Source organism: Roseovarius sp. D22-M7 (assembly GCF_037083785.1).
Lineage (GTDB): Bacteria > Pseudomonadota > Alphaproteobacteria > Rhodobacterales > Rhodobacteraceae > Roseovarius.
This window is the reverse complement of record NZ_JBAPKY010000007.1, coordinates 41,412-66,714: the sequence shown is the minus strand read 5'-3', so window position 1 is coordinate 66,714 and position 25,303 is coordinate 41,412. Positions and strand designations below refer to the sequence as shown.

General features: G+C 68.6%; 25 protein-coding genes and 2 pseudogenes. 8 read left to right on the top strand and 19 right to left on the bottom strand.

Annotated elements, in window-relative coordinates:
• Nucleotides 1–37 precede the first annotated feature (37 nt).
• Nucleotides 38–925 carry a phosphoserine phosphatase SerB gene (serB, locus tag V8324_RS05060; RefSeq protein ID WP_442970472.1) on the top strand — a complete coding sequence of 296 codons (888 nt, stop codon included), beginning with the start codon at nt 38–40 and terminating at the stop codon, nt 923–925.
• 66 nt (nt 926–991) lie between these two features.
• Here serB and V8324_RS05055 read toward each other — a convergent pair whose 3' ends face one another.
• Nucleotides 992–1,243 (bottom strand): EF-hand domain-containing protein, encoded by a 252-nt coding sequence (locus V8324_RS05055; RefSeq protein WP_336418831.1) that lies wholly within the window; start codon nt 1,241–1,243, stop codon nt 992–994.
• A gap of 348 nt (nt 1,244–1,591) precedes the next feature.
• On the opposite strand from V8324_RS05055, the pseudogene V8324_RS05050 reads away from it, so the two are divergent.
• Nucleotides 1,592–1,831: pseudogene (locus V8324_RS05050) on the top strand (PhnE/PtxC family ABC transporter permease); the annotation flags it as partial.
• A gap of 15 nt (nt 1,832–1,846) precedes the next feature.
• Here V8324_RS05050 and V8324_RS05045 read toward each other — a convergent pair.
• The 15 genes from V8324_RS05045 to nrdR form a co-directional block, all read right to left on the bottom strand.
• Nucleotides 1,847–3,403 (bottom strand): tetratricopeptide repeat protein, encoded by a 1,557-nt coding sequence (locus tag V8324_RS05045; RefSeq protein ID WP_336418830.1) that lies wholly within the window; start codon nt 3,401–3,403, stop codon nt 1,847–1,849.
• Nucleotides 3,404–3,545: 142 nt separating this feature from the next.
• Nucleotides 3,546–4,628 carry a phospho-N-acetylmuramoyl-pentapeptide-transferase gene (gene mraY / locus V8324_RS05040; protein WP_336418829.1) on the bottom strand — a complete coding sequence of 361 codons (1,083 nt, stop codon included), beginning with the start codon at nt 4,626–4,628 and terminating at the stop codon, nt 3,546–3,548.
• A complete protein-coding gene (locus tag V8324_RS05035) occupies nt 4,629–6,068 on the bottom strand; it encodes a UDP-N-acetylmuramoyl-tripeptide--D-alanyl-D-alanine ligase (RefSeq protein ID WP_336418828.1) in 1,440 nt (479 codons plus the stop codon). It abuts the gene before it with no gap.
• Nucleotides 6,065–7,549 (bottom strand): UDP-N-acetylmuramoyl-L-alanyl-D-glutamate--2,6-diaminopimelate ligase, encoded by a 1,485-nt coding sequence (locus V8324_RS05030; protein WP_336418827.1) that lies wholly within the window; start codon nt 7,547–7,549, stop codon nt 6,065–6,067. The genes V8324_RS05035 and V8324_RS05030 overlap by 4 nt, the downstream gene beginning before the upstream one ends.
• 24 nt (nt 7,550–7,573) lie before the next feature.
• Nucleotides 7,574–9,355 (bottom strand): peptidoglycan D,D-transpeptidase FtsI family protein, encoded by a 1,782-nt coding sequence (locus V8324_RS05025; RefSeq protein ID WP_336418826.1) that lies wholly within the window; start codon nt 9,353–9,355, stop codon nt 7,574–7,576.
• Nucleotides 9,352–9,696, bottom strand: coding sequence for a cell division protein FtsL (gene ftsL, locus V8324_RS05020; protein ID WP_336418882.1), 345 nt, complete (start codon nt 9,694–9,696; stop codon nt 9,352–9,354). The genes V8324_RS05025 and ftsL overlap by 4 nt, the downstream gene beginning before the upstream one ends.
• Nucleotides 9,696–10,688 carry a 16S rRNA (cytosine(1402)-N(4))-methyltransferase RsmH gene (gene rsmH, locus V8324_RS05015; protein WP_336418825.1) on the bottom strand — a complete coding sequence of 331 codons (993 nt, stop codon included), beginning with the start codon at nt 10,686–10,688 and terminating at the stop codon, nt 9,696–9,698. Before rsmH ends, ftsL begins: the two co-directional genes overlap by 1 nt.
• A 3-nt stretch (nt 10,689–10,691) precedes the next feature.
• Entirely contained in the window at nt 10,692–11,195 is a 504-nt protein-coding gene (gene mraZ, locus V8324_RS05010; protein WP_336418824.1) for a division/cell wall cluster transcriptional repressor MraZ, read from the bottom strand.
• 721 nt (nt 11,196–11,916) lie between these two features.
• The gene (locus tag V8324_RS05005; RefSeq protein ID WP_336418823.1) at nt 11,917–12,450 is read right to left on the bottom strand and encodes a GNAT family N-acetyltransferase; all 534 of its coding nucleotides are present in this window, start codon (nt 12,448–12,450) and stop codon (nt 11,917–11,919) included.
• Nucleotides 12,437–13,432 carry an acryloyl-CoA reductase gene (gene acuI, locus V8324_RS05000; protein ID WP_336418822.1) on the bottom strand — a complete coding sequence of 332 codons (996 nt, stop codon included), beginning with the start codon at nt 13,430–13,432 and terminating at the stop codon, nt 12,437–12,439. Before acuI ends, V8324_RS05005 begins: the two co-directional genes overlap by 14 nt.
• Nucleotides 13,433–13,538: 106 nt before the next feature.
• On the bottom strand, nt 13,539–14,654 hold the full coding sequence (locus tag V8324_RS04995) for a dimethylsulfoniopropionate demethylase (RefSeq protein WP_336418821.1): 1,116 nt from the start codon (nt 14,652–14,654) through the stop codon (nt 13,539–13,541).
• 55 nt (nt 14,655–14,709) lie between these two features.
• Nucleotides 14,710–15,339, bottom strand: coding sequence for a DUF1326 domain-containing protein (locus V8324_RS04990; protein WP_336418820.1), 630 nt, complete (start codon nt 15,337–15,339; stop codon nt 14,710–14,712).
• Nucleotides 15,340–15,359: 20 nt separating this feature from the next.
• Complete coding sequence (locus tag V8324_RS04985) at nt 15,360–16,094, bottom strand: DUF2182 domain-containing protein (protein ID WP_336418881.1); 735 nt, start codon at nt 16,092–16,094, stop codon at nt 15,360–15,362.
• A 198-nt stretch (nt 16,095–16,292) separates the two neighbouring features.
• Nucleotides 16,293–17,369, bottom strand: a complete 1,077-nt coding sequence (ribD, locus tag V8324_RS04980) for a bifunctional diaminohydroxyphosphoribosylaminopyrimidine deaminase/5-amino-6-(5-phosphoribosylamino)uracil reductase RibD (protein ID WP_336418880.1) — start codon at nt 17,367–17,369, stop codon at nt 16,293–16,295.
• Nucleotides 17,370–17,389: 20 nt separating this feature from the next.
• A complete protein-coding gene (nrdR, locus tag V8324_RS04975) occupies nt 17,390–17,875 on the bottom strand; it encodes a transcriptional regulator NrdR (protein ID WP_336418819.1) in 486 nt (161 codons plus the stop codon).
• Nucleotides 17,876–18,068: 193 nt separating this feature from the next.
• Between nrdR and V8324_RS04970 the strand changes: the two genes are divergently transcribed.
• From V8324_RS04970 to V8324_RS04950, 5 genes are all read left to right on the top strand, one after another.
• Nucleotides 18,069–18,746, top strand: coding sequence for an SDR family oxidoreductase (locus V8324_RS04970; protein WP_336418818.1), 678 nt, complete (start codon nt 18,069–18,071; stop codon nt 18,744–18,746).
• 12 nt (nt 18,747–18,758) lie between these two features.
• Nucleotides 18,759–18,995, top strand: coding sequence for a hypothetical protein (locus tag V8324_RS04965; RefSeq protein ID WP_336418817.1), 237 nt, complete (start codon nt 18,759–18,761; stop codon nt 18,993–18,995).
• A 1-nt stretch (nt 18,996) separates the two neighbouring features.
• Nucleotides 18,997–19,656: a DUF7002 family protein gene (locus V8324_RS04960; protein WP_336418816.1), complete on the top strand. Its 660-nt coding sequence runs from the start codon at nt 18,997–18,999 to the stop codon at nt 19,654–19,656.
• Between the two features lie 158 nt (nt 19,657–19,814).
• Complete coding sequence (locus V8324_RS04955; protein ID WP_336418815.1) at nt 19,815–19,976, top strand: hypothetical protein; 162 nt, start codon at nt 19,815–19,817, stop codon at nt 19,974–19,976.
• A 71-nt stretch (nt 19,977–20,047) separates the two neighbouring features.
• Nucleotides 20,048–20,332 carry a YrhK family protein gene (locus tag V8324_RS04950; protein ID WP_336418814.1) on the top strand — a complete coding sequence of 95 codons (285 nt, stop codon included), beginning with the start codon at nt 20,048–20,050 and terminating at the stop codon, nt 20,330–20,332.
• A gap of 42 nt (nt 20,333–20,374) precedes the next feature.
• Here the strand turns inward: V8324_RS04950 and V8324_RS04945 are convergent.
• From V8324_RS04945 to zwf, 3 genes and pseudogenes are all read right to left on the bottom strand, one after another.
• Nucleotides 20,375–22,038: pseudogene (locus tag V8324_RS04945) on the bottom strand (glucose-6-phosphate isomerase).
• Nucleotides 22,035–22,733, bottom strand: coding sequence for a 6-phosphogluconolactonase (pgl, locus tag V8324_RS04940; protein ID WP_336418813.1), 699 nt, complete (start codon nt 22,731–22,733; stop codon nt 22,035–22,037). Before pgl ends, V8324_RS04945 begins: the two are co-directional and overlap by 4 nt.
• Nucleotides 22,730–24,181, bottom strand: a complete 1,452-nt coding sequence (gene zwf / locus V8324_RS04935) for a glucose-6-phosphate dehydrogenase (protein ID WP_336418812.1) — start codon at nt 24,179–24,181, stop codon at nt 22,730–22,732. Before zwf ends, pgl begins: the two co-directional genes overlap by 4 nt.
• A 162-nt stretch (nt 24,182–24,343) precedes the next feature.
• Here zwf and V8324_RS04930 point away from each other — a divergent pair, with 162 nt between their 5' ends.
• Complete coding sequence (locus V8324_RS04930) at nt 24,344–25,300, top strand: radical SAM protein (protein ID WP_336418811.1); 957 nt, start codon at nt 24,344–24,346, stop codon at nt 25,298–25,300.
• Nucleotides 25,301–25,303 lie beyond the last annotated feature (3 nt).

Sequence of the window (25,303 nt, the reverse complement as noted above, 5' to 3'; positions counted from 1 at the left end):
ATGCGACATCTCGCCTCCACGATCGGAAACCTGCGCCATGCCTGCCTCATTGTTCATCACCACCCTGATCGCGCGCCCCGGCACGCTGGACCCCGCCCTTGTCACCTCCCTGCGCCATGCCTGGGGCGGCGGCGAGGCGGTGTGGCTCGCCCCCGGCACGGCGGCGGAATTCAGGATGCCCGAGGTCCCGGGCAATCGCGGCGAGGTCTGGCAGGATCTGCAGACCCAAGGCGTCGATCTGGTGGTCCAGCCCGGCGCGGGACGTCGCAAGCGGATGCTGCTCGCTGACATGGACAGCACCATGATCGAGCAGGAATGCATCGACGAACTGGCAGAGGTCGCCGGCGTCGGGCCCCATGTGCGCGACATCACCGCCCGCGCGATGAATGGCGAGCTGGATTTCGAGGGGGCGCTTCTGGAACGCGTGGCGCTGTTGAAGGGCCTGCCCGATCGCGTGATCCGCGAGGTTCTCGACACGCGCATCACCTATACGCCCGGCGGCGCGGAACTGGTGGCGACGATGCGCGCGCAGGGCGCCTACACGGCGCTGGTGTCGGGCGGGTTCACGGCGTTCACCGGGCCGGTGGCGGCGCATCTCGGCTTTGACGAGCATCGCGCCAACACGCTGCTGGCCGCGGATGGCAGCCTTTCGGGGGACGTGGCCCGGCCCGTTCTGGGGCGCGCGGCCAAGGTGCAGGCGCTGAAAGAGATCACCGCGCGGCTGGGGCTGTCCGAGGCCGAGGTGATCGCGGTCGGCGACGGGGCCAACGATCTCGGGATGCTGGGCCGCGCCGGCACCGGCGTCGCGCTGCACGCCAAGCCGTCGGTCGCGGCGCAATGCGATATCCGCATCCATCACGGCGACCTGACCGCACTGCTCTACGTGCAGGGCTACCGCCGGGAAGAGTTCGCGCCCCGCCCCTGAAGCCGCGCGCCTGCCGGACCGGGGCGCACGCCCGCACGCCCCGGTCCGCGAGCGACCTGGCGGCGATCACTCGTCGCCCGCGGGCAGGATCCCCTCCTCCTGTGCCGCGGCCAGTTCGTCCTGGCTCAGCGCGCCATCGGCGTTGGTGTCGGCCTCCATGAAGGCATCGACCGACACGTCGGGCATGGCCGCCTGGAACTCGGCCATGGTGACGAAGCCGTCGCCGTTGGCGTCCAGCGTGTCGAAATCCAGACCCTGCGCCAGGGCGGGCAGCGCGAGGGTCATGGCAAGGCCTGTCGCCAGCATTTTCTTGGTCATCTCGATCATCCTCCGATTTCGGGTTGCGAAGGCGCGATTGCATCCTCCGTTCCCGCAGGATGGGCGGACGGGCGGCACCTGTCAGCCGCGCCGCCGGGGACAGGCCGATCTCTGCGGAACCCGGCCGAAACCGGGGATGCGCTTGAGCGGGCGAACGCCGCCGCTGTACGGCCTGCGAAACCCCGCCCATGCGACGCGCGTGTTTGAGCGGACCCCCGCCGTTACGACCGCCGCGCCGCCATCGGCGGATGCGCGCCGGCCCGGGCGATACGCGCCCTCGGGCGAGGGCCGCGGCTGGCGCAATCATGCCGGTCTCGATCCCGCGCCAGCGGCGCGCGGGTGCTGAATTACCGCCTCGTGCCCCAGGTCATGCCGGCCTTCTGGGGGATTTCCGTGTTTCGCTGGGACATCGACATCCGCGAAAGCACGATCCTCGGGCTGGTGGGCGCGGGCGGCATCGGGCTGAAACTGCAAGCCTCGCTCAACACGCTGGCATGGAGCCAGGTGACCGTGATCCTGCTGCTGATCCTCGCCAACGTGGTGCTCAGCGAATGGGTCTCGGCCCGCATGCGCCACGCCATCATCTGACGAGCGCCCGACCGCTCAGGGCGTGGGCAGCGCATCGAGATGGCTCTGCACTGTGGCAATATGTGGATGATCCTCAGGCAACGTGGCGCGAAAGATCGCCAGCGCCTGCTCTAGCATCTCGCGCGCTTCGTCGACCCGACCGCCCTTACCCAGAAGGCTGCCGAGGTTGACGAGATGAACGCCATAGTCCGGATGCCCCTCGCCGATGGTCGCGCGGTCGATCTCCAGCGCCTCGCGGTAAAGCCCCTCGGCCTCCCCATACCGTCCCTGCGCTTGCACCACCCCCGCGAGGTTGTTGAGGTGGATGGCATAATTCGGATGCTTCTCGCCGATGGTCGCGCGGCCGATCTCCAGCGCCTCGCGGTAGAGCCCCTCGGCCTCATCATACCGCCCCTGTGCCTTCACCACGCCCGCGAGGTTGTTGAGGCGGGTGGCATAGGCTGGATGCCCCTCGCCGAGGGTCGCGCGCCCGATCTTCAGCGCCTCGCGGTAAAGCCCCTCGGCCTCGGCATACCGCCCCTGCGCCTGCGCCACGAGCGCGAGGTTGTTGAGGCGGATGGCATAGGCTGGATGCCCCTCGCCGAGGGTCGCGCGGGTAATGTCCAGCGCCTCGCGGTAAAGCCCCTCGGCCTCGGCATACCGCCCCTGCGCCTGCACCGCGCCCGCGAGGTTGTTTAGGTCAATGGCATAGCCCGGATGCCTCTCGCCGATGGTCGCGCGGCCGATCTCCAGCGCCTCGCGGTAGAGAGCCTCTGCTTCCTCGCTCCTGCCGAGCTTTCCATTGTTGATGGCGTGCTCGTTCAGGGCCGCTGACAATAACTGCTGATCGTCACTCGTCCGTGCTAGCGCAACAAACTCGCCGCTGAAGCGCGCCGCAATCTTATATAAGCCCGACCGCTCCGCATAATCACTCGCTTTGCGGAGGTGCTGCGTCGTTGGCGACAGTTCGGCGGCACGCTTGTAATGGGTATAGGCATCGTGCCAGCGCACCTCGGCCTCGGCCACTTCACCCCGGCCATATGCGGCACGGGCCGTTTCCTGGACGGCGAGTTCATTGCGCGCCTCGATCTCCGCGAAGATATCATCCGCGATAGAGTAATCGCCCTGCTCGAGCGCCGTCTTGGCCTCCCTGATGCGGTCACCGCCGATATGATTGCCCTCGCGGTCGAGCAGCGCTTCGAGGTCGGCGATGCGCTCGCGGGCCTCCGCGAGGGACTTTTCCGGATTTGCGATCTGGCTTTTTAACTCGGCGATTTGCGCGGTGAGCTGGGTCTTTTCCTCCTCATGGGCGGAAGCTAGTTTGGCTTCGAGTTGGTCCTCGCGTTTCTGAAGGATGGTCAGGTGTTGATCCATCGTCAGCAATTCGCCGGTTGGGATGGAAGGCGGGGCATTACCTTCAGGCCGCTTTGGGAAAAAGAACCGCAGCACGCCCCAAACCGCACCCAGAATAACTCCAGCGACGGCAAGTAGGGTTCCAACGACAGTCGCAATTGCAACCGCGCGGCTCTGGTTGTCCTCGTTGCCGAACCACGCCCAAATGGCGTTGCCGATTTCCACCAGTTGATCTATCAAGATCCTCCCCCCGGTCCCGCGCTGTGCCGACCCTATCCGACACCTGCGGAAATGGAAGGGGGCGTCATCCTCCGGCTCGACCGGAGGATCTGTTGGCGGGGAGATCCTCGGGTCGAGCCCGAGGATGACAGGGGCGGCGGCGTCAGCGCAGCTTCAGCGTCGCCAGCCCGATCATCGCCAGTATCAGCGCGATGATCCAGAAGCGGATGACGATCTGCGGCTCGGCCCAGCCCTTCTTCTCGTAGTGGTGGTGGATCGGCGCCATCAGGAACACCCGCTTGCCGGTGCGCTTGAAGTAGAGCACCTGCACGATCACCGACAGCGCCTCGGCCACGAACAGCCCGCCGACGATGCCCAGCACCAGCTCGTGCTTGGTGGCCACGGCGATGGCCCCCAAGGCCCCGCCAAGCGCCAGCGACCCGGTATCACCCATGAAGACCGCCGCGGGCGGCGCGTTGTACCACAGAAACCCAAGCCCGCCGCCCACGAGGCCCGCGACGAAGATCAGGATCTCGCCCGTGCCGGGCACGTAATGCAGCCCGAGGTAATCGGTGAAGTCGGTGCGCCCCACGGTATAGGCGATGATGCCAAGCGCGCCCGAGGCGATCATCACCGGCATGATCGCCAGCCCGTCGAGACCGTCGGTCAGGTTCACCGCGTTGGCAGCACCCACGATGACGATCATCGCGAAGGGGATGAAGACCACGCCCATGTTCACCAGCACATCCTTGAACACCGGCAGCGCCAGTTGAAGCTGCAATTCCGACGGGTGGTGCCAGCTGGCCCAGCCCGCCGCCAGCAGCGCGATCGCGAAGCCCACGCCCAGCCGTACCCGCCCCGGCACGCCCTTGACGTTGCCCTTCGACACCTTGGCGTAATCGTCGAGAAAGCCGATCAGGCCAAAGGACAGCGTCACGAACACCACCAGCCAGACATACGGGTTGTCGAGCCGCGCCCAAAGCAGCGTCGAGGTCAGCAGCGCGCCGACGATCAGCAGCCCGCCCATGGTCGGCGTGCCCGCCTTGGACAGATGCGAGGCCGGGCCGTCGCTGCGGATCGGCTGGCCCTTGCCCTGCCGGCGGCGCAGCGACAGGATCAGCGGCGGGCCGAACAGGAAGCCGAAGACCAGCGCGGTCATGAACGCGCCGCCCGCGCGGAAGGTGATGTAGCGGAAAAGGTTGAAGAAATCCCCGCCATCCGACAAAAGCGTCAGCCAATAGAGCATCTATGCGGTTCCTTCCCGGCCGGGGATTTCCTGATCGAGCTTGCGGATCGCCTGCACAACCGCCGCTAGCCCGGTGCTGAGCGAACCCTTGACCAGCACCACGTCGCCCGCATCCAGATCGTGGCGCACGCGCGCGGCCATCTCCTGCGCGGTGTCGCAATGGCGCCCGCGCTTGCGCGCCGGCAGCGACTGCGCCAGCCCCTGCATCAGCTGCCCGACGGTGTGGACCACGTCGATACCCGCCATCGCGGGATGATCCGCAAGCGCGCGGTGCATCTCGGGGGCCTCGGGGCCCAGTTCCTTCATGTCGCCCAGGTAGGCGATGCGCCGCCCGCGCGCGACACGGCCGATATCATGCGTGACCCGCGCGGCAGCCAGCACCTCGAGTGCTGCGGCGACCGAGGTCGGGTTGGCGTTGTAGCTGTCATCGTAAAGCAGCACGTTATGCGCCTCGTCCGCGCGGTCGAGCCGGATCACCTCGCGCGCGCCGCGGCCCTTGTAGGGCGTCCACTGCCCCAGCGACATCACCGCAAGTGCGAGGTCGAGATCCAGCGCGCGCGCCGCGGCCAGCACCGCGAGGCCATTCATCGCGAAATGCCGCCCCGGGCTCTTGATGCGAAAGAGGATGCGCTCGCCGCTCATCTCGGCCTCGGCGATGGTCCGGTCATCGACCAGCCGCACGGATTTCATGCGGCACTCAGCCCCCGTGGTGCCGAAGCCCACGACATGCGCGCCCGCAGCATCCGCGGCAGCGCGCAGGATCGGCGTGGTCTCCAGATCGGCGTTGAGGATCGCAGTGCCCCCAGACTCCAGCCCCTCGAACAGGCTGGCCTTTTCGCGGGCGATGCCGTCGAGATCCTCGAACGCCTCAAGATGGGCAGCAGCGACGGTGGTGACGATGCCGACATCGGGGCGCGCCAGCCGCGCCAGCGGCGCGATCTCGCCGGGATGGTTCATGCCGATCTCGATCACCGCGAACTCGGTGTCCTTGGGCATCCGCGCCAGCGTCAGCGGCACGCCCCAGTGGTTGTTGTAGCTGGCCTCGGCGGCATGCGTCCGGCCCTGCGCGCCGAGGACATCGCGCAGCATCTCCTTGGTCGAGGTCTTTCCGACCGATCCGGTGACGGCGACCACCCGCCCCTGCATGCGGGCGCGCCCCGCGGCGCCCAAGGCCTCGAGTGCCGCCTGCACGTCCTCGACGACCAGCAGCGGCGCGTCCGCCGGTACGCCGTCGGGGACATGGTCGACCAGCGCCGCCGCGGCCCCCTTGGCCAGCGCGTCGGCCACGAAACCGTGCCCGTCGCGCGCCGCGCGTAGCGCCACGAAAAGATCGCCGCGCGCCAGCGTGCGGCTGTCGATCGACAGACCGTGTGCGGTCCAGTCGGCCGTGGCGCGCCCGCCGGTGGCCGCGGCCGCATCGCGCGCGGTCCAGAGGGTCAAACCCGCCCCCGATCCAAGACCGACACCGCAAGGCTGGCCTGTTCGGCATCATCAAAGGGCAGCACGTCGTCGCCGACGATCTGGCCGGTCTCGTGGCCCTTGCCGCAGATCAGCAGCGCGTCGCCGGGGCCGAGCACGTCGACCGCGCGCAGGATCGCCTCGGCCCGGTCGCCCACTTCCAGCGCGCCGGGACAACCCTGCAGCACGGCGGCGCGGATGCGCGCGGCATCCTCGGTGCGGGGGTTGTCGTCGGTCACGATCACCCGGTCGGCGAACTCGGCTGCCGCCTGCCCCATCAGCGGGCGCTTGCCGCGGTCGCGGTCGCCGCCCGCGCCGACGATGGCGCAAAGCCGCCCCATCACGTGCGGGCGCATCGCCTTGAGCGCAGTGGCCACGGCATCGGGGGTGTGGGCGTAATCGACGAACACCGCGGCACCGTTCTCGCGCCGGGCGGCCAGTTGCATGCGCCCGCGCACGGTGCGCATTTCGGGCAGGGTCAGGAACACCCGCTCGGGATCGGCGCCGGCGCCGATCGCAAGCCCGACCGCCAGCAGGACGTTCTCGGCCTGGAATCCGCCGATCAGGTCGAGCCGCACCTGGTGCGTGCTGTCCTCCCAGTCAAAGCGCAGCACCTGGCCCGTCACGTCAAAGCGTTGCGCCACGAGATGCAGATCGGCGCCGGGCCGGCGACCGACGGTGATCAGGTCCTGGCCCCTTGCTGTCGCGATCTCGGCCATGCCGGTGCCGCGCGGGTCGTCGATATTGATGACCGCGACGCCGTCCTCGGGCAGAACGCGGCTGAACAGCCCGGCCTTGGCGTCGAAATACGCCTCGAAATCGGCGTGGTAATCGAGATGATCCTGCGTGATGTTGGTGAACCCCGCCGCGACCAGACGCACGCCGTCCAGCCGCTTCTGCGCCAGCCCGTGCGAGGAGGCCTCCATCGCGGCATGGGTGACGCCCGACGCGGCGCAGTCAGCCAGCAGGCGGTGCAGGGTGATCGGCTCTGGCGTGGTATGGGTCATCGGGGCGCGCACCGCCCCCTCGACCCCGGTTGTCCCGAGATTGACGGCATCATAGCCCAGACGCTCCCAGATCTGGCGGGTGAAGGTCGCCACGGACGTCTTGCCGTTGGTGCCGGTGACGGCGACGGCGACCTCGGGCTGCGCGCCGGACCAGAGCGCGGCGGCGAAGGCCAGCGTCTGGCGCGGATCCTCGGCCACCACGAGGGCCGCGTCGCTGGCCGCCAGTGCCTCATGGGCAAGGCGCGCGCCCTGCGGATCGGTCAGCACCGCCGCAGCCCCCTGGTCGAGCGCCGTGGCGATGAACGACGCGCCATGCGCGCGGACCCCCGGCAGGGCCGCGAACAGCATGCCCTCGCGCACCGCGCGGCTGTCGACGGCCAGCCCCGTCACCTCGACCTGCCGGCCCGCCATCGCGGTCAGGCCCAGTTCCGCCAATGTCTTGATCTGCCCCGCCACGACACGCGCCCCGCTTTTTCCGCTTCAGTTGGATGCCCGCGTTATAGCAGCCAGATCGGCGGGTTCAATCGCGGGCCGCAGCCCCAGAAGCGGCGCCACGCGGCGGATCACCTCGGCGGCGACCGGCACCGCGGTCCAGCCGGCCGTGCGACGCGGCTTTTCGCCCGAGGTCTCGACCGGCTCGTCGAGGGTGACCACCAGAACGTAGTCCGGGTCATGGGCGGGAAAGACGCTGGCGAAGGTGGCGATCACCTTGTCGTCGTAATACCCGCCGGTGGGCCTCGGCTTGTCGGCGGTGCCCGTCTTGCCGCCCACGGCATAGCCCGTGACCTCGCCAAGGCTCGCGGTGCCCTCGGTCACCACCCGGCGCATCATCCGGCGCATCGCGCCCGCGGTCGCCTCGGACATCACCCGCTCGCCCGGTGCCGCCGCTTCGCCATGCAGCAGCGTCGGCACCACCCGCCGCCCGCCATTGGCGATGGTGGCATAGCCGGCGGCCAGATGCATCGGGCTGGTCGACAGGCCATGCCCGTAGGAGATCGTCATCGTCGAGATCTCGGACCAGTTCTTCGGCAGCAGCGGGCTGCTGCCCGACGCCTCGGTGATCTCCAGCGGCGAAGCTTCCATGAAGCCCAGATCGTCGAGGAAGGCGCGCTGCCGCGCGGCACCGATATCCATGGCGATCCGGGCGGTGCCCACGTTCGAGGATTTCACGATCACCTTCTCGACGCTCAGTTCGGGGCCGTAATTGCGGAAGTCGCGGATCCGGAACCGGCCCCACGTCAGCGGGGTCTCGGTGTTGACCATGGTGGCGGGGCCCACGAGGCCCAGCTCCAGCGCCTGCGCGATGGTGAACACCTTGAACACCGAGCCCAACTCGTACACGCCCTGCACCGCACGATTGAACAGCGGGCTGTCATCCTGGTTGCCGCTGGTGGGCACGGCGGGGCGGTCGTTGGGGTCGAAATCTGGCAATGAGGCCACGGCGACCACCTCGCCGGTATCGGCCTCCATCAGGATGCCCGACGCGCCCTTGGCGTTCATGATCTTCATGCCGCCTTGCAGCACCTGCTCCATCGCGGCCTGCACGCTGAGATCCAGCGACAGCGTCAGGGGCTCATGCGCGCGGGCCGGGTCGCGCAGCCGGTCGTCGAGATGCTTCTCGATGCCCGCGACGCCCACCACCTCGGCGGCATGCACGCCCTCGCGCCCGAAACTGGCGCCGCCCAGCACATGCGCGGCCAGCCGCCCATTGGGGTAAAGCCGCATCTCGCGCGGGCCGAACAGCAGCCCCGGCTCGCCGATATCGTGCACCGCCTGCTGCTGCTCGGGGCTGATCGTCTTCTTGACCCAGAGAAACTTGCGGTCGCCGGTAAAATCGCGCAGCAGCCGGTCACGGTCGAGATCGGGAAAGATCTCGACCAGCTTGTCGGCGGCGGCGGCGGGGTCGATCAGGTCCTCGGGCTGGGCGTAAAGGCTGTAGGTGTCGAAATTGGTGGCAAGGATGCGCCCCTGCCGGTCGGTGATGTCGGCGCGCTGCGCGAGGATGCCGGCGCCCGCGACGCTGGTGCGCGGCTCGCCCGGCTCGGATTGCGCGAGGATCGCCATGCGCCCGCCAACCAGAACGAAGGCGCACAGGAAGGCGCCTGCCAGAACCAGAAGCCGCCCCTCGGCGCGGCGCCGGGCGCGGTCGCGCATCTCCTCATGGCGCAGGCGGATGTTCTCGCGCTCGATCGCATCGGGGTTCTCGCCCCGGCTGCGGGCCTCGAGGATCCGGGCGAGCGGGCGCAGCGGGATGCGGGTCATTGCGCGGGCTCCATGTTCGACACGTCGACGGGGTTGGTGATCGGCAGCCGTGGCGGCGCGGGGAAGGCCACCTGGTCGATGCGCCCGAACTGGTCGGGCTGCATCGGCATCAGCTCCAGCGTGTCGTAATTCAGCTCGACCAGGTCCATCAGCCGGTCGGGCCGGTTGAGATAGGCCCATTCGGCGTTGAGCACCCGCAGCCGCTGGCGCGCCTCGGCGATCGATTGCTGCAGCTGCTGCGCGCGGGCCTGCGCCTCTTGCGTGCGGTAATTCTCGCGGTAGGCCCAGAAGGCAAGGCCGATCACCGCCAGCGATGTGAGAACGTAACCGAGGCTGCGCATCATGTCCCCCGCCGCAGCATCGGCATCCCGAGCACGCCGCGATCCACGGGCCCCGCCGGCGCGGCGGTGCGGGTGGCCACGCGCAGCTTGGCGCTGCGCGCCCGCGGGTTCTCGGCCAGCTCGGTTGCGTCGGGGCCGATGGCCTTGCGCGATTTCAGGGTGAATTGCGGATCGGGCCGGGCGCTCGCGGGGGCATGGCGGCTGCCGCCCCCCATCGCCCCGGCGCGCGCCTGCAGGAAGCGCTTGACCATCCGGTCCTCGATGGAATGGAAGGTCACCACCGCCAGTTGCCCGCCGGGGCGCAGCGCGCGCTCGGCGGCCTCCAGCCCGTCGATCAGCGCGGCGTACTCGTCATTGACGGCAATGCGGATCGCTTGGAAGCTGCGCGTCGCGGGATGGGTCTGGCCCGGCTTGGGGCGCGGCAGGCAGCGCTCGACGATATGCGCCAGATGCAGCGTCGTCTCGATCCGCGCCTCGGATCGCGCCCGCACGATGGCGCGCGCGATCCGGCGGCTCGCGCGTTCCTCGCCGTAAAGATAAAGGATATCGGCCAGCTCGGCCTCGGGCGTGTCGTTGACCAGATCGGCGGCGCTCGGGCCCGCCTGGCTCATCCGCATGTCGAGCGGGCCGTCCTTCATGAAGGAAAACCCTCGCCCCGCCTCGTCAAGCTGCATCGACGACACCCCGAGATCCAGCACCACACCGTCAAGATCCGTGGCAAGCGCGTCCATCTGCGCGAAATTGCCCTCGACCAGCTCCAGCCGGTCGCCAAACTCGGCACCCCAGCCGCGCGCCATCGCCAGCGCGTCGGGGTCGCGGTCCACGCCGATCACCTTGTCGGCGCCGGCCTCCAGCAGGCCGCGGGCATAGCCTCCGGCCCCCAGCGTGCCGTCCAGCCAGACGCCCGACACCGGCGCCACCGCCGCCAGAAGCGGGCGCAACAGCACCGGCACATGCGGGGCGTCCGAGGGCGTGCGGGCGGCCGCGGCCATCGCTCAGACCCCCTCGGGGTTGTCGAGCAGCGACAGCGGGTCGAAATCCTCGGGCTGCTGTTGCAGCCAGTCCTCGGTCTTCGGGGCCTCCTCGGCGGCGTAGGTCTCGGGGTTCCAGATCTGGAAGGTGTCGCCGGCGGCGATGAAAAGCGCCTCGCCCCGAAGCTGCAGCTTCTCGCGCAGCTTGGCGGGCAGCACCAGGCGCCCGGTCTCGTCGATGCTGGTGGGATGGCTGTGGCCGTGCATCACGGATTGCAGGATCTTGCGCGCGTTCGAGCCGCGCGGCAGCGCGGCGATCTTGGCATCGACCTCCTGCATCGCATCCATGGTGTAGCACTCAAGGCATTTGCGGCGCGGATCGCCGTAGACGATCACCAGTTCGGGGTTCAGCCCGTCGGTCCAGTTCGGGTCGGAGGCCTCGATGACGCGGCGAAACAGAGCCGGGATAGAGACCCGGCCCTTGCCGTCCACCTTGTGCGTGCTCTGGCCTCTGAATACCCGACCCACTGCCTCGCTGGTCCTTCTTGCACCCCCGGCCCGTGAAAAACTTTCTTCGTCGCATACGAAAACAGCGGGTTGATCTGCTGCCACCGATCAACCCGCCGCCCTCGTCCCGTCTTGCGGGGTGTCCGACTGCGCGCGCCACCTGGGGGGATGTCTGCTCGCCCGCGCGCCGGATCTCTTTGTGCGATGAAACCGGGTGCCTGTATGAAACCTGACTTGGGAGTTTTCGGGGTCTTGGCGCCCCTGTGTGATCCCGTCCTCATCGTATGTCCTGTATACTATGGGAATACCTCCCATGGCAACGAATTTCTGACTGGACTTGGCATGAAATGACCCTCAAAGCGGTTAATAATGATTAATTCGACCGTCTTTTGCAGCTTTTTATGGCTTATATGGGTAATATTGCGATCACCACCACAATATAGGTACCTATTTCAGGCGTGCTACGATTTCCCATGAATTCCAAGAAAATTCCATCAAGCCCATGGAAATCCCTGGATCGACGAGGTGCGGGGCGCAATCCTGCACGGTTTTCACCCCGGATCGCCCGCCATTCACAGGAACTTGATTCGCCGCGCGGGAATTGGTGCTGCCCTGCTGCGGCACGGCCCACGATTTCCCATGCGTTCCACGGAATCCCGCCCGGTCCCGGCCACCACGCTTGAACGCGGCGCTCCTATCCGTTGAAAAGGGGAAAGGGCCCGGCGTCAGGCCACTGCGTGGCTCAGCCGTCCAGCCATTTGTACATCACCCGCGCATCGACCAGCCCCGCTTCGGGGTGCCGAAAGGCGCGCGGCAGCCGGCCCACGGTCTCGAAGCCGAGGTCCTGCCACAGCGCGATCGCGCCGCGATTGGTCTCGACCACGAAGTTGAACTGCATGGCCAGGTATCCCATGGCGCGCGCCTCGTCCTCGGCGCGCAGGCACATCGCCCGCGCGAGACCCTGCCCGCGGGCCCGCTCGGCCACGACGAAGCCCGCATTGCAGACATGCGCGCCGCCGCCCGGCAGGTTGGTCTTGATGTAGAAGGTACCGCAGATCTCGCCCGCGACCTCGGCCACATAGATGGCGCGCGGGGCCTCCATCCACAGCGCGTACGCGCCCGCGCGCGACAGCCCCGGATCGATCGCGTAAGTCTCGCCCGCGCGGATCACGCAGCGCAGCATCGGCCAGAGCGTGGCGAAATCCGCAGCCCCCGCCGCGCGGATCGCGACCCGCCCGGCACGGCCCTCCTCACGGCCCGGCTCAGGCGTTGACATCGACCACGACGCGGCCCTTGACCTGACCGTTCAGGATGTCGCGTCCCAGACCCGGCAGATCGCCCAGGCACGCGGGCTGCACCATCTCTTCAAGCTTCTCCATCGGCAGATCGCGCGCGATACGCTCCCAGGCGCGCAAACGATTGTCGTAGGGTTGCAGCACGCTGTCGATGCCCAGCAGGTTCACGCCGCGCAGGATGAACGGCGTGATCAGCGCGCCCTCGATGGCGGCCCCGCCGGCCAGCCCGATCGCGGCGACCGAGGCGCGCATATGCATCTGCTTCAGCACGCGGCCCAGCATCGCCCCGGCCACGGCATCGACGCAGCCCGCCCAGGTCTCGGCCTCCAGCGGCTTCTTGCTGACCTCGGAAAGCTCCTCGCGCGGCACGATCCGGGTGGCGCCGAGACCGCGCAGATACGCCTCCTGCTCGGGGCGCCCGGTAACGGCGGCCACCTCGTGCCCCAGATGCGCAAGGATCGCGGTCGCCACCGATCCCACGCCGCCCGCAGCCCCGGTCACCAGCACCGGCCCGTCGCCAGGGCTCAGCCCGTGATCTTCCAGCGCCATCACCGCCAGCATCGCGGTGAACCCGGCGGTCCCCACCGCCATCGCCTGACGCGTGTCGAGACCCTCGGGCAGCGGCACCAGCCAGTCGGCCTTCACGCGCGCCTTCTGCGCGTACCCGCCCCAATGCGCCTCGCCGACGCGCCAGCCGGTCAGCACCACCTTGTCGCCGGGCTTGTAGCGGTCGTCGTCGCTGGTCTCGACGGTGCCGGCGAAATCGATCCCCGGCACGTGCGGGTACTTGCGCACAAGGCCCCCGCCCGGGCCGATGCACAGCCCGTCCTTGTAGTTCAGCGTGGAATACTCGACCGCGACCAGAACCTCGCCCGTCGGCAGGTCCGCGTCCGAGATCTGCTTGACCGCGGCGGATGTCTTGCCGCTTTCCTCGTCCTTCTCGACGACCAGTGCGTTGAACATGTCTCTCTCCTTTCGCAATCGCAGGGCCAGCCCCCTGCTTCATCTTGCCGGAAATACTCCGGGGAGCGCGAGGGGCTGGCCCCTCGCTCCCACGCTCGAAGGCCGCTCAGGCCCAGAACCGCTCTTGCACGACCCCGCGCCGCTCGCCGTCCGGGGCCACGATCCGCAACTCCGTCCCCGGATCCCAGTCGGTCATCCGCACCATGCCGATGGCGACGTTGGTGCCATGATCGGGCGACCACGCGGCGGAACTCACACGGCCCACGCGCCGGCCCTTGGCCGACAGCACCGGCCACCACTCCACACAGGGCGGCACAGCCGCCCCGTCGATGGCGATCGCACAGACCTGCTGCACGGGGCCCTCCTTGGCCACCCGCAGCAGCGCGTCGCGCCCGATGCAGCCGATCGCGGTATGGGTGTTGCAGAACCGGCCCAGCCCGCATTCATGCGGCGTGTTGTCATCGGTCATGTCGTTGCCGTAGCTCAGCAACCCGCCCTCGATCCGCTCTATCAGGTTGGGACAGCCCGCGCGCACATCCCATGGCGTGCCGGCCTCCATCAGCGCCTGCCACAAAGGCATGCCGATATCGCCGCCCTCGACGTAGATCTCGAACCCGCCCTGCTTGGAATAGCCCGAGCGCGCGATCACCATGTCGCGGCCCTGGAAATCGAAATGCCCGAAGCGAAAGAAGCGGATGTTCCGCACCGCGTCGCCGAAGACCGCCACCATCAACTCCTCGGCCTGCGGGCCCTGCACGGCCAGCGGGCTGACATCGGGCTCGTCCACCAGCACATCCAGACGCCAGCCATGCGCCGTCGCCCGCACCCAGTAGAGAAGATCCGAATCGGCGATCGAGATCCACCAGCGATCCTCGGCCAGCTTCACCGCCACCGGATCGTTCAGCATGCCGCCCGTCTCGTCGACGATCGGCACATAGGCGCATTGCCCGGGCATCATCCCGCGCAGGTCGCGCGGCGTCAGCATCTGCATCAGCCGCCCGGCATCGGGGCCGCGCAGCTCCACTTGCCGCTCGCAGGCCACGTCCCAGACCTGCACCGCCTCCTTCAGATGCCGGTAATCCTCCTCGATGGAGCGGAACACCGTCGGCAGAAGCATGTGGTTGTAGACGGTATAGGCCTGCACCCCCGCCGCCTCGACGCCCTCCGAGAACGGCGTGCGGCGCAACCGGCGCGACAGCGACAGGCGCGGCGCGGGGCTCATGCCGCCTCCGGGCCGGGCATCAAGACCCGCTCCGCTATCGGCGCCGCCAGCAGCATCAGCGCGGGCCTTTCCAGTCGATCTGGCAGATCTCGGCGCTGCGCCCGTCGAAATCCCAGACCCGGCCGAAGGCGCGCACCCGCCCCTTGGTGGCGGTGGCGACGGTGATGTCGGGACCCATCCAGTACTCGGTATTGGTGACGACGACATCCTCGCCGCCATGCCCCTCGACAGGGACCACCTCGCCCTGGATCTTCTTGCCGACCATCAGCCGACGCGCCTTTCCTTCCGTCTCGAAGATCACCGGCGCGCGCTCGGCGCCCAGGAACTCGCTGACCAGCACGCCGAACAGGCCCGTGGTGCCGCGCGCCTTGCCTGAAAAGATGTTGACCAGCGCCTCGTAGGCGTCCTCGTCGGCGCGCTCGTCGATATAGGCGGCGGCCTTCCAGTTGCCCCGCGCCATCAGGCCGGGGATCTCCAGCATCAGGCCCACGTTCAGTCCCGACAGATCGGTGTCGCCATACTGGCCCTCGTCGATCCGCACGCCCGACCAGGCCTGGCAATAGCCCTCGGTCGGCGCATGCTTTCCCAAGCTGATCACGCAAGGACAGAACACCGTGCAGTTGCAGTTGAGGATCAGCTCCCCCTTGATCGTCCAGGGCACCGTGCCCACCGTGTCCAATGCCATTCCCGGCCTCCTTGCGTCATTCAGATCGTCGTCAACAGAACCCATGCAGAGGCGGCCAGCAGCACGACCCCGAGGGGATGTGTCAGGTACCGGCCCAGATCGGGCAGCTTTTCCAGAACCATGATCACCGTGGCCAGCCCCATGAAGGCAAGGTTCATAACCCCGCCGACAAAGGCCAGCGCCATCAGCGCCCAGCAACAACCGAGGCAGACGAGCCCCAGCCGCACGCCGTTGCGCAGCGGCCCCGCCTCCCAATGCGCGATGAAGAAAGCCAGCGGGCGGCGGCATCGCGACAGGCACGCCTCTTTCATGGGGCTGAACTGGTAGGCGCCGGCCACGGCCAGCAGCCCGGCCGACAACAGTCCCGACCGGCTGTCGCCCAGGGGTGTCAGCAGCCCGGCCCGGAAGAGCGCCATCTGCGCCGCGGCAGCAAGCAGCGAGAACCCGATCCAGACCCCGAGATAGCCCGCGACCAGCGCGCCAAGGCGCGTCTCGGCGCTGTGGCCCAGATCCTCGTAGGTGGCGAAGGCCGGCAGCGCCGTGGGCGCCATCATTGCCGCCGACATCAGCGCCCACATGACGGTGATGCGCCCGAACCCGGCGGCGTCGGGTGTCACGATGCACAGGCCTTGCAAGAAGCCGTCGCCGTAGATGGCCGCGCCCTCGCGCAACTCGGCCGGCAGCGCCATGGCATACAGCGCGCCCCACGCCCCGAGGATCAGGCCGAACAGGGCCAGCCAGTGGACCCCTCCCATGCGCCTGACCTGCGTCGCAATCATCGCCATGCTCTCCGGCCCTGCGTCCCGTGATCGACAAGGTGTCACACAATCACATGCCGGACAAATGAAAAGCGCGCCCCCGACGCTAAGGACAGCACCGCCCTCGGCGACAGTGGTCTGACAAAGACGAAACCGGGGCTTCATTGTGCTGGGGATACTCGAGACTCCGCCGGCTCAGACGGCGCTGCGCTGCCAGCGATGCATCACGTCGCCGCCGACGGCCCGTGTCTCGGCCAGCGTGAACCGCCCCGCCTCGTCGAGCCGCGCAAGACCAAGCGCGCCGATCCCCGGCAACCCCTCGGCGCCGATGGCCATCCCCGCGGTGAAGCCCACGAACTCGTCGACCAGCCCGGCGCCCAGCAGCGACGCCGCCAGCGACCCGCCGCCCTCGCAGAAGACCCGGGTGAGGCCCGCGCGGCCCAGCGCCTGCAGGACCGATCCGGGGTCGACCTGCCCCGCCGTCACCTCGCAGGGTATCAGCCGCGCGCCCACCCCGCGCCACGCCGCCGCGATGCTGTCATCCACGTCCGGCCCGTGGCACAGCCAGACCGGCACCTCGCGCGCGCTGCGCGCCAGCGCCGACATCAGCGGCACGTCGAGGCGGCGCGACACCACCACCCGCACCGGCTGGCGCACGGCGCCCATGTCGCGCACGGTCAGCGACGGATCGTCGGCGCGCGCCGTGCCCGCCCCCACCATCACCGCGTCGTGGCGCGCGCGCAAGCTGTGCACCATGCGCCGCGCCCCGGGTCCGGTGATCCACTGGCTGTGGCCGGTGGCGGTGGCGATCCGGCCGTCGAGGCTGGCGGCCAGCTTCAGCGTGACCCACGGGCGCCCGATCTCGTTGCGCATCAGGAATCCCGCCAGGTCACGCGCCGCCTCGTCCACCATCACGCCGGTCGTCACCTCGATTCCCGCCGCGCGCAGCCGCGCAAAGCCGCGCCCCGACACCCGCGCATCGGTATCCTCGAACGGCGCCACCACCCGCGCCACGCCGGCGGCTGCCAGCGCCTCGGCGCAGGGCGGCGTGTGCCCGTGATGCGCGCAAGGCTCCAGCGTGACATAGACGGTCGCGCCGCGCGCGGCCTCCCCGGCCCGTGCCAGCGCCTGCGGCTCGGCATGCGGGCGGCCGCCCGGCGAGGTCCAGCCGCGCCCGACGATGCGCCCCGAATTCACGATCACGCAGCCCACGGCCGGGTTGGGCGCACATTGCCCCATGCCCCGCCGCCCGAGCGCCAGGGCCATGGCCATGAAGCGGGTATCGACCGCGCTCACCGGTCCTCGCTGCCCGGCGGCACGACCGCGTCCTCGGGGCGCAACTCGCTGACGAACCGGTCGAAATCGTCTGCTTCCTGGAAATTCTTGTAGACGCTGGCAAAGCGCACATAGGCCACGGTGTCGATCCGCGCGAGGCTTTCCATGACGATCTCGCCCACCACCTTCGAGGGGATATCGGTGTCGCCCATGCTTTCCAGCCGCCGCACGATGCCGGAGATCATCTGCTCGATGCGCTCGGGCTCGATCGGGCGCTTCTGCAGCGCGATCCGCACCGAGCGTTCCAGCTTGTCGCGGTCGAACTCCTCGCGGCGCCCGTTGCTCTTGACCACCACGAGGTCGCGCAGCTGCACGCGTTCATAGGTGGTGAAGCGCCCGCCACAGGCCGGGCAGAAGCGTCGCCGCCGGATCGAGACGTGATCCTCGGCGGGACGCGAGTCCTTGACCTGCGTGTCGATGTTTCCGCAAAACGGGCAGCGCATCGGCCATCCCCCTGATTTCAATCTCGTCAAGGCGTTATGGGCCTGCCACCCGTTCACCCGCCACGACTATAGGACAGCCGCAAGGTTTTGGGTAGGGGGGAAATCGCACCGCAAGATAGGCGCGCGGACGCGGTTTGCATCCCCGCGGCGGGGCACCTATGTGACGGGGCAACGCAAACCCGAAGGAGATATCATGGCAGTCAAGACGCTCTTCATCACCGGCGCATCCACCGGCATCGGCGCCGAAACCGCCCGCGCGGCGGTCCGCGACGGCTGGCAGGTCGCGCTTTTCGCCCGCAGCGAGGACAAGCTCGCCGCGCTCGTCGACGAGCTTGAACCCGAACTGGCCATCGCCCTGCCGGGCGACGTCACCAAGAAATCCGATCTCGACGACGCCGTGCGCCAGACGCAGGAGCGGTTCGGGTCGCTCGACGCGGTCTTCGCCAATGCCGGGCGCGGTCTGGACACCGCCGGCATCTCGGAAGGCGACCCCGACGAGTGGCGCGAGATGATGGAGATCAACGTCATGGGCATGCTCTGGACGCTCAAGGCCAGCTACGAGGCGCTGAAGGCCACGCAGGGTCACCTCGTGCTGACCGGCTCGGCGGCGGGACGCAAGCACATCAAGGGCTCGATCTACAGCGCCTCGAAATGGTTCGTGCACGGGCTCGCGGGCAACATGGCCGACGACATGCGCGACTGGGGCGGGCGCTGCACGGTGATCGCGCCGGGCATGGTCGACACGCCGTTCTTCGACAGCCCCAAGCCCGAGAAGCTCAAGCCCGAGGACGTGGCCGAGGCGGTGATGCACGCGCTCAACGCGCCCGCGCGCGCCGCGGTCGAGGAAATCTTCCTGATGCCCACCAACTGAAGAGGCCGCGCGATGACCGGCGACGAACCCGACAACGAGACTGGCGGCAAGCCGAACGAGACGACCGACCCGTCAAAAGGCCGGGGATCGACCGCCGATCCCCACCAAGCCGATCTCAACGATGTCGATCCGTGGCCCGACCCGGACGCGGACGTGCCCGAAACCCCGGACGAGGCTGAGGCCGATCCGCCCGACCCCGACGAGGTGCCGGGCACCACAAAGGATCCCAACCAGGCCGATCGGACCTGACATGAATGGAAGCACGCCGGGACGCGGCGCCTGCAACGACGTCCTGCGTGCCATCGGGCCGCACATGTGTCATGTGACGGCCCGCTCCAACCTTGATGGCATCGTCGAGCACGGGTTGTGTTCTGCGGCAGATCTCGCGAGGCGCTGCGGCCGCGCGCCAAAAGACATGGCGCTGCGACGGGATCGCAAGGTACTGACCCTGCCCGGCGGCGCGACGGCCCGACTGAATCACCAATTGCCGATCCTGCACGGTCGCCGCGCCGCCGACACCATCGTCGACGGTTTCGATGCGCGGGGCTGGGCGTGCCAGCTTGACGAGCGGATCTTCCTGTGGCCGGCTAGGCGCGGCGAGGCTTTCGGCCGCTCCATCGCGAAGGATGCAGATAGCGTGACGCTGTGGTTCGACACCGCGCGCCTCTTGGGACGCATGGCGGATCATCTCTGGCTCGCGCCATTCAACACCGGCAATTTCCGGCAGGGCGGCGCACGGGCGCAGCGCGGTAGTTGGATCTATCGCCCCGTCACCGACGGCCTGGCGGATTTTCGCAGCAACCGGCAGCGACGCGGGCTCGTGAAACGGCCCGACAGGATCGTCGAAATCTCGCTGACCGCGCCGCTGCCGCCCGACATGGTTGCCGATCTCCTCTTGGCGACGGCCTGAACGGGCGCACGTTCGATTGTGTGGCTCAACGACGCACGGCCTCCGGGGTGTGAAGCCATGCCGACACCGGTTTGATCCGCGTCAAGGCGTCGTGCGGCGACGTCGATTATCGCCGTTATACGCGGCATGCCAAGCCGCGCGCGAAAAGGAGATCCGCGATGGCGTCGATTGTCAAACTGGCCTCGGTACTGGGCACCGTCCTTCTGGTCGCGGGGTGCGCGACGCCGGACCGCTACCCGGTCTCGGGCGAGGAATGCGGTCCAGAAGATCCGGTCAGGACGATGGATACCGGCGCGACGGACTGCGTGCCGGCCGTCTGACGCGCCGGTCGGGGTTGCGGGCGTGCCGTACGCAGGCTAGGGCGTCGGCACGGCAAGACGACGAGGGACGCATGACGGGCCTGTTCGACCACCGCAACCGCACGCGCAACGCGGACACCCGCCGTGTCTACGCGGCCTACGAGATCGCGCACACCGTCGCGGATTTCATCGCGGCGATAAGCTTTCTCGTCGGATCGGTTCTGTTCCTGTGGCCGGTCTACGAGACTTCGGCGATCTGGTTCTTCATCGTCGGGTCGTTCTTCTTCTGCCTCAAGCCCAGCTTGCGGCTGGCGCGCGAGGTTCAGCTTTGGCGAATGGGCCGGCTTGCCAAGCTTGCCCAGCGCGCGGGCGAGTGAACCGGCGCCCGCGAAACCGCGTCGCCGACGGACGCGCCGGCATCACCGCGTCCCGTCCGATGCCGCGTTGCCGCGCGCGAAATGCAGCAGCGCGCGGGTCGAGGCGTCCTTGCCCGCCGCGTCGCCGCCCGCCAGCAAGTCGGCCATGTCGCGGGCCAGCACCTTGCCCAGTTCCACCCCCCATTGATCGAAGGAATTGATCCCGAGGATCACCCCCTCGACGAACACGCGATGTTCATACAGCGCCACGATCTGGCCCAGCCTTTTGGGCGTCAGCCGCTCATGGATCAGCGTCACCGAGGGCCGGTTGCCGGGAAACACCCGGTGCGCCGCCTGCCGCTCCAGCTCGGCCCCCTCATACCCTTCGGCGCGCATCAGCTCGCGCGCCGCGTCCATGCCGCGCCCGCGCATCAGCGCCTCGGATTGTGCAAGGCAATTGGCCACCAGCAGCCGGTGATGATGCGCCAGATCGGGCTCGTGGCCCTGGCACGCCACGATGAATTCGCACGGCACCACCGCGGTGCCCTGATGGATAAGCTGGTAGAAGGCGTGCTGCCCGTTGGTGCCCGGCGCGCCCCAGACCACCGGCCCCGAGGGCCGTGTCAGCGCCGCGCCCGCCACCGACACGCGCTTGCCGTTGCTCTCCATCTCCAGCTGTTGCAGATAGGCGGGCAGATGCAAGAGGCGCTGGTCGTAGGGCAGCACGGCGCGCGTCGCGTGACTGCAGCCCTGGTGGTGCCAGATCCCCACGAGCGCCAGCATCACGGGCATGTTCTGCTGCAGCGGCGCGTCCTGAAAGTGCCGGTCCATCGTCTCGGCCCCGGCGAGGAACGCCTCGAACCTCTGCGTCCCGATGGCGATCATCACGGCCAAGCCGATCGGCCCCCAGANGCCTCGAACCTCTGCGTCCCGATGGCGATCATCACGGCCAAGCCGATCGGCCCCCAGATCGAATAGCGCCCGCCGACGTAATCGCCGAAGCCGAACACGCGGGACGCATCGATTCCCCACGCGGCGGTCTTGTCCTCGGCCGAGGACACGGCAGCGAATTGCGGCCCCGGATCGACGCCCGCGCGCTGCATCCAGTCGCGGGCGGTTGCGGCGTTGGTCATCGTCTCGATCGTGGTGAAGGTCTTGGAGGCGACGATCACCAGCGTCCTCTCCGGATCCAGCCCGGCCAGCGTGTCGGCGATATCCGCGCCGTCCACATTCGACACGAAGTGACAGCGCGGTCCGTCATGGTAAGGCGTCAGCGCGCGCACCGCCATCTCGGGGCCCAGATGCGAGCCGCCGATGCCGATATTGACCACATCCGTCACCGGCCCGGCGCGGACCTGTTCGGCGAATTCCGCCATCCGCGCGCGGGTGGCGTGGATGGCGGGCATGATATCGTGGCCGTCCTGCAGCACCGGCCCGCCCGAAAGGTTGCGCAGCGCGGTATGCAGCACGGCGCGGCCCTCGGTCTCGTTGATCGGCTGGCCCTCGAACATCGCCGCGCGACGCGCGGCCAGCCCCGCCCCCTCGGCCAGGTCCAGAAGCGCCGCGCGCGCATCGCCATCCAGCGCGGTCTTGGAATAATCCAGCAGCATGCCGCCGGCGCGCACCGAGAACGCCTCGGCCCGGCCCGCATCCTCCAGCAGGTCCGAAATGCTGCGCCCCTCGGCGGCGCGGGCCGCGCGCGTCACGGCGTCCCACGGGTCGCTCATTCCGCCTCGGCCGCCTCGTCGGCCTCGAGCGCCCAATGCACCGTCAGATCGTCGAGCACCGCGGCGACCGGCGCTTCGCTGGGGTGCATGTGCGCGGCGCGCTCGACCGCGTCGCGCTTGGCCTGTCCGGTGATCACCATGTGCTTGCAGATCGCGCCGTTGAGCACCCGGGCCGACAGCGTCACGCGCGGCTCTTGCGCGTCCGGCGCGCGCATCGGCACCAGCACCGGCGCGTGGCGGTCCAGCGCCTCTTCCAGCCGGTCGGCGCCGGCGAACAGCGAGGCCACGTGCAGGTCGGTTCCCATGCCCAGCAGGCAGACATCGATCGGCAGCGCCGGGGTGATGTTCGATTCTAGCTCGGCCAGCACGGCCTCGGGCGCCTCGGCCTTGGCATAGAGCGGAAGGTAACGCGCCGCCCCCGCGCGCCCCGTCAACAGCCGCTCGCGCACCAGCCTTGTGTTGGACCGGACATGCACCTCGGGGCGCCAGCGCTCGTCCGACAAGAGCACATCCACCCGGTCCCAGTCGAGATGCGTGTCGCAGAGCGCGTCGAAGACCGGGCCCGGCGTGGTGCCGCCGGGCACCACGAACAGCACGCGGTCCTCGGTGCGCAGCGCGTTGCGCAATTCTCCGGCCAGCACGTTGGCGAGGTTGATCGCCATCATCTCGGCATCGGCGTAATCAATGATCTTCATGGTCGTATCTCCCGCCAGCGGCGCCCGTCGCGCGTCATCAGCCTCAGCGCCTCGTCCGGCCCGGACGTGCCCGGCGCGTAGGCCAGCGGCCTCTCTCCGGACCGGTCCCAGCCGGCGATCACCGGATCGGTCCAGCCCCACGCCGCCTCGACCTCGTCACCGCGCATGAACAATGTCTGATTGCCCCGGATCACGTCCATGATCAACCTTTCGTAGGCATCGGGGAAATCGGCCTCTTCGGGGCCCAGCGCCTCGGCGAAGGTCATGTCGAGCGGCACGTCGATCAGCCGCATGCCGCCCGGCCCCGGTTCCTTGATCGTCACCCCCAACTCGATCCCCTCGTTGGGTTGCAGGCGGATCGTCAGGATATTGCGGTGGCGCCCGGCCTCGGCGCCGAAGATCGAATGCGGCGCGTCCTTGAAGACCACCGCGATCTCGCTCGCGCGCTCGCGCAGCCGCTTGCCGGTGCGAAGGTAGAAGGGCGTGCCCGCCCAGCGCCAGTTGCTGACATGCGTTCGCAGCGCCACGAAGCTTTCGGTGGTGGTGTCGGGGCGTCCGACCTCGGACGTATATCCCGGGATGTCGCCCGACGCGGCGTATTGCCCGCGCACCACCTCTGATGCATCGACGGGATCGAGCGCGCGGATGACCTTCAGCTTCTCGTCGCGCACCGCGTCGGGGCCGAACTTCGCCGGCGGCTCCATGGCGATCAGGCACAATAGCTGCATCAGGTGGTTCTGCACCATGTCGCGCATCGCGCCGGTCTGGTCGTAATACTCGCCCCGGCCGCCGACGCCGCCCGCCTCGGCCACGGTGATCTGGATGTGATCGACATACTGGCTGTTCCAGAGCGGCTCGAACAGGACATTGCCGAACCGGATCGCCATCAGGTTCTGCACGGTTTCCTTGCCGAGATAATGATCGATCCGGTAGATCTGCGTCTCGTCGAAATGCGCCGCCAGCCCGCGGTTGAGATCGCGCGCAGAGGCGAGATCGCGCCCGAACGGCTTTTCCACCACGATCCGCGCATCGCCATCCGACAGGCCGTGGCGCTGCAGACGTTCCGCCAGGTCGGCGAAAAGCACCGGGGCGACCGAGAAATAGAAGGCGCGGATGCGGTCCGCGCGCAGCTTCGCCGCAAGTTCGTCCCAGCCTTTGGACCCGCGCGCATCGATGGTCACGTAATCCAGCATCGCGAGGAACGCTTGAAGCGTCGCCGCATCCGCCTCGGCGGCGCAGGTCTCGGCCAGCAGCGCGCCCACCATCTCGCGGTAGCCGGCCGCGTCCATGTCGGTGCGCGCCGCGCCGATCACGCGCACGTCGCCCTCGATCTGGCCGGCGACAAAGCGCCGGTAGAGCGCCGGCAGGATCTTGCGCCGCGCGAGATCCCCCGTGCCGCCAAATATCACCAGATCGAACGGATCGACCGGGATCACCCGAGACGCCATGTCATGCCTCCCCCTCGCTTGCCGCACGCCCGGAGACAAAGGCCCAGACGGCTGCGACAGACTGTACCACGTCGCGGGGGCTTCACAATGGCGTCAGCAGCCTTCCAATGTCCGCACACGCCCGATAAGCCGTGACTGACACCGCAAGAAAACGGATGCTGCATGAAAGATGCCGCCGCAAGCCCCGCGAATCAGGGCAAGTTCCAGGACCCCGCGCGCACCGCCGACGGCCAGCCGCGCGCGACCGTGGCGCTCAGCCATCCGCAGACGCTGTGGTTCAATACCGGCTCGCAGTGCAACATCGAATGCGTGAACTGCTTCATGTTCTCGTCGCCCACCAATGACGCGCTGGTCTACATCACCGAATCGGAGGTCCGCGACTACCTCGACCAGATCGCGGCGCGCGGCTGGCCGGTGTCCGAGATCGGCTTCACCGGGGGCGAGCCGTTCATGAACCCCGAGATCATCGGCATGACCCGCGCGGCTCTCGAGGCGGGGTTCGAGGTGCTGATCCTGACCAACGCCATGCGCCCGATGATGCGCCCCGCCATGCAGGCCGGGCTGCGGGACCTGGTGGCGCGGTGGCGCGACCGCCTGACCTTGCGCATCTCCATCGATCACTGGTCGGAGAACTGCCACGACACCGAACGCGGCGCGGGGTCTTTCGCGCGCACCATCGACGGCATGCGCTGGCTGCGCGACGAAGGGATCCGCATGACCGTTGCGGGGCGCACCGTCTGGGCAGAGACCGAGGCCGAGGCGCGCGCCGGCTACGCCCGCCTTTACGCCGAGCACGGGTTCGAGATCGACGCGCAGGACCCGGGCGCGACAGTGCTTTTCCCGGAAATGGACGAGGCCGAAGAGGTGCCCGAGATCACCACCGGCTGCTGGGACATCCTTGGCAAATCCCCCGACGACGTGATGTGCGCGTCCTCGCGGATGGTCGTCAAACGCAAGGGCGCGGCGCAGCCGGCGGTGCTGTCCTGCACCCTGCTGCCCCACGCCCCGGAATTCGAGATGGGCACCACGCTGGCCGAGGCCGAGCGCGACGTCGCCCTCAACCACCCCCATTGCGCCAAGTTCTGCGTGCTGGGCGGGGCCTGCTGCTCGGGCGGGTAGCAC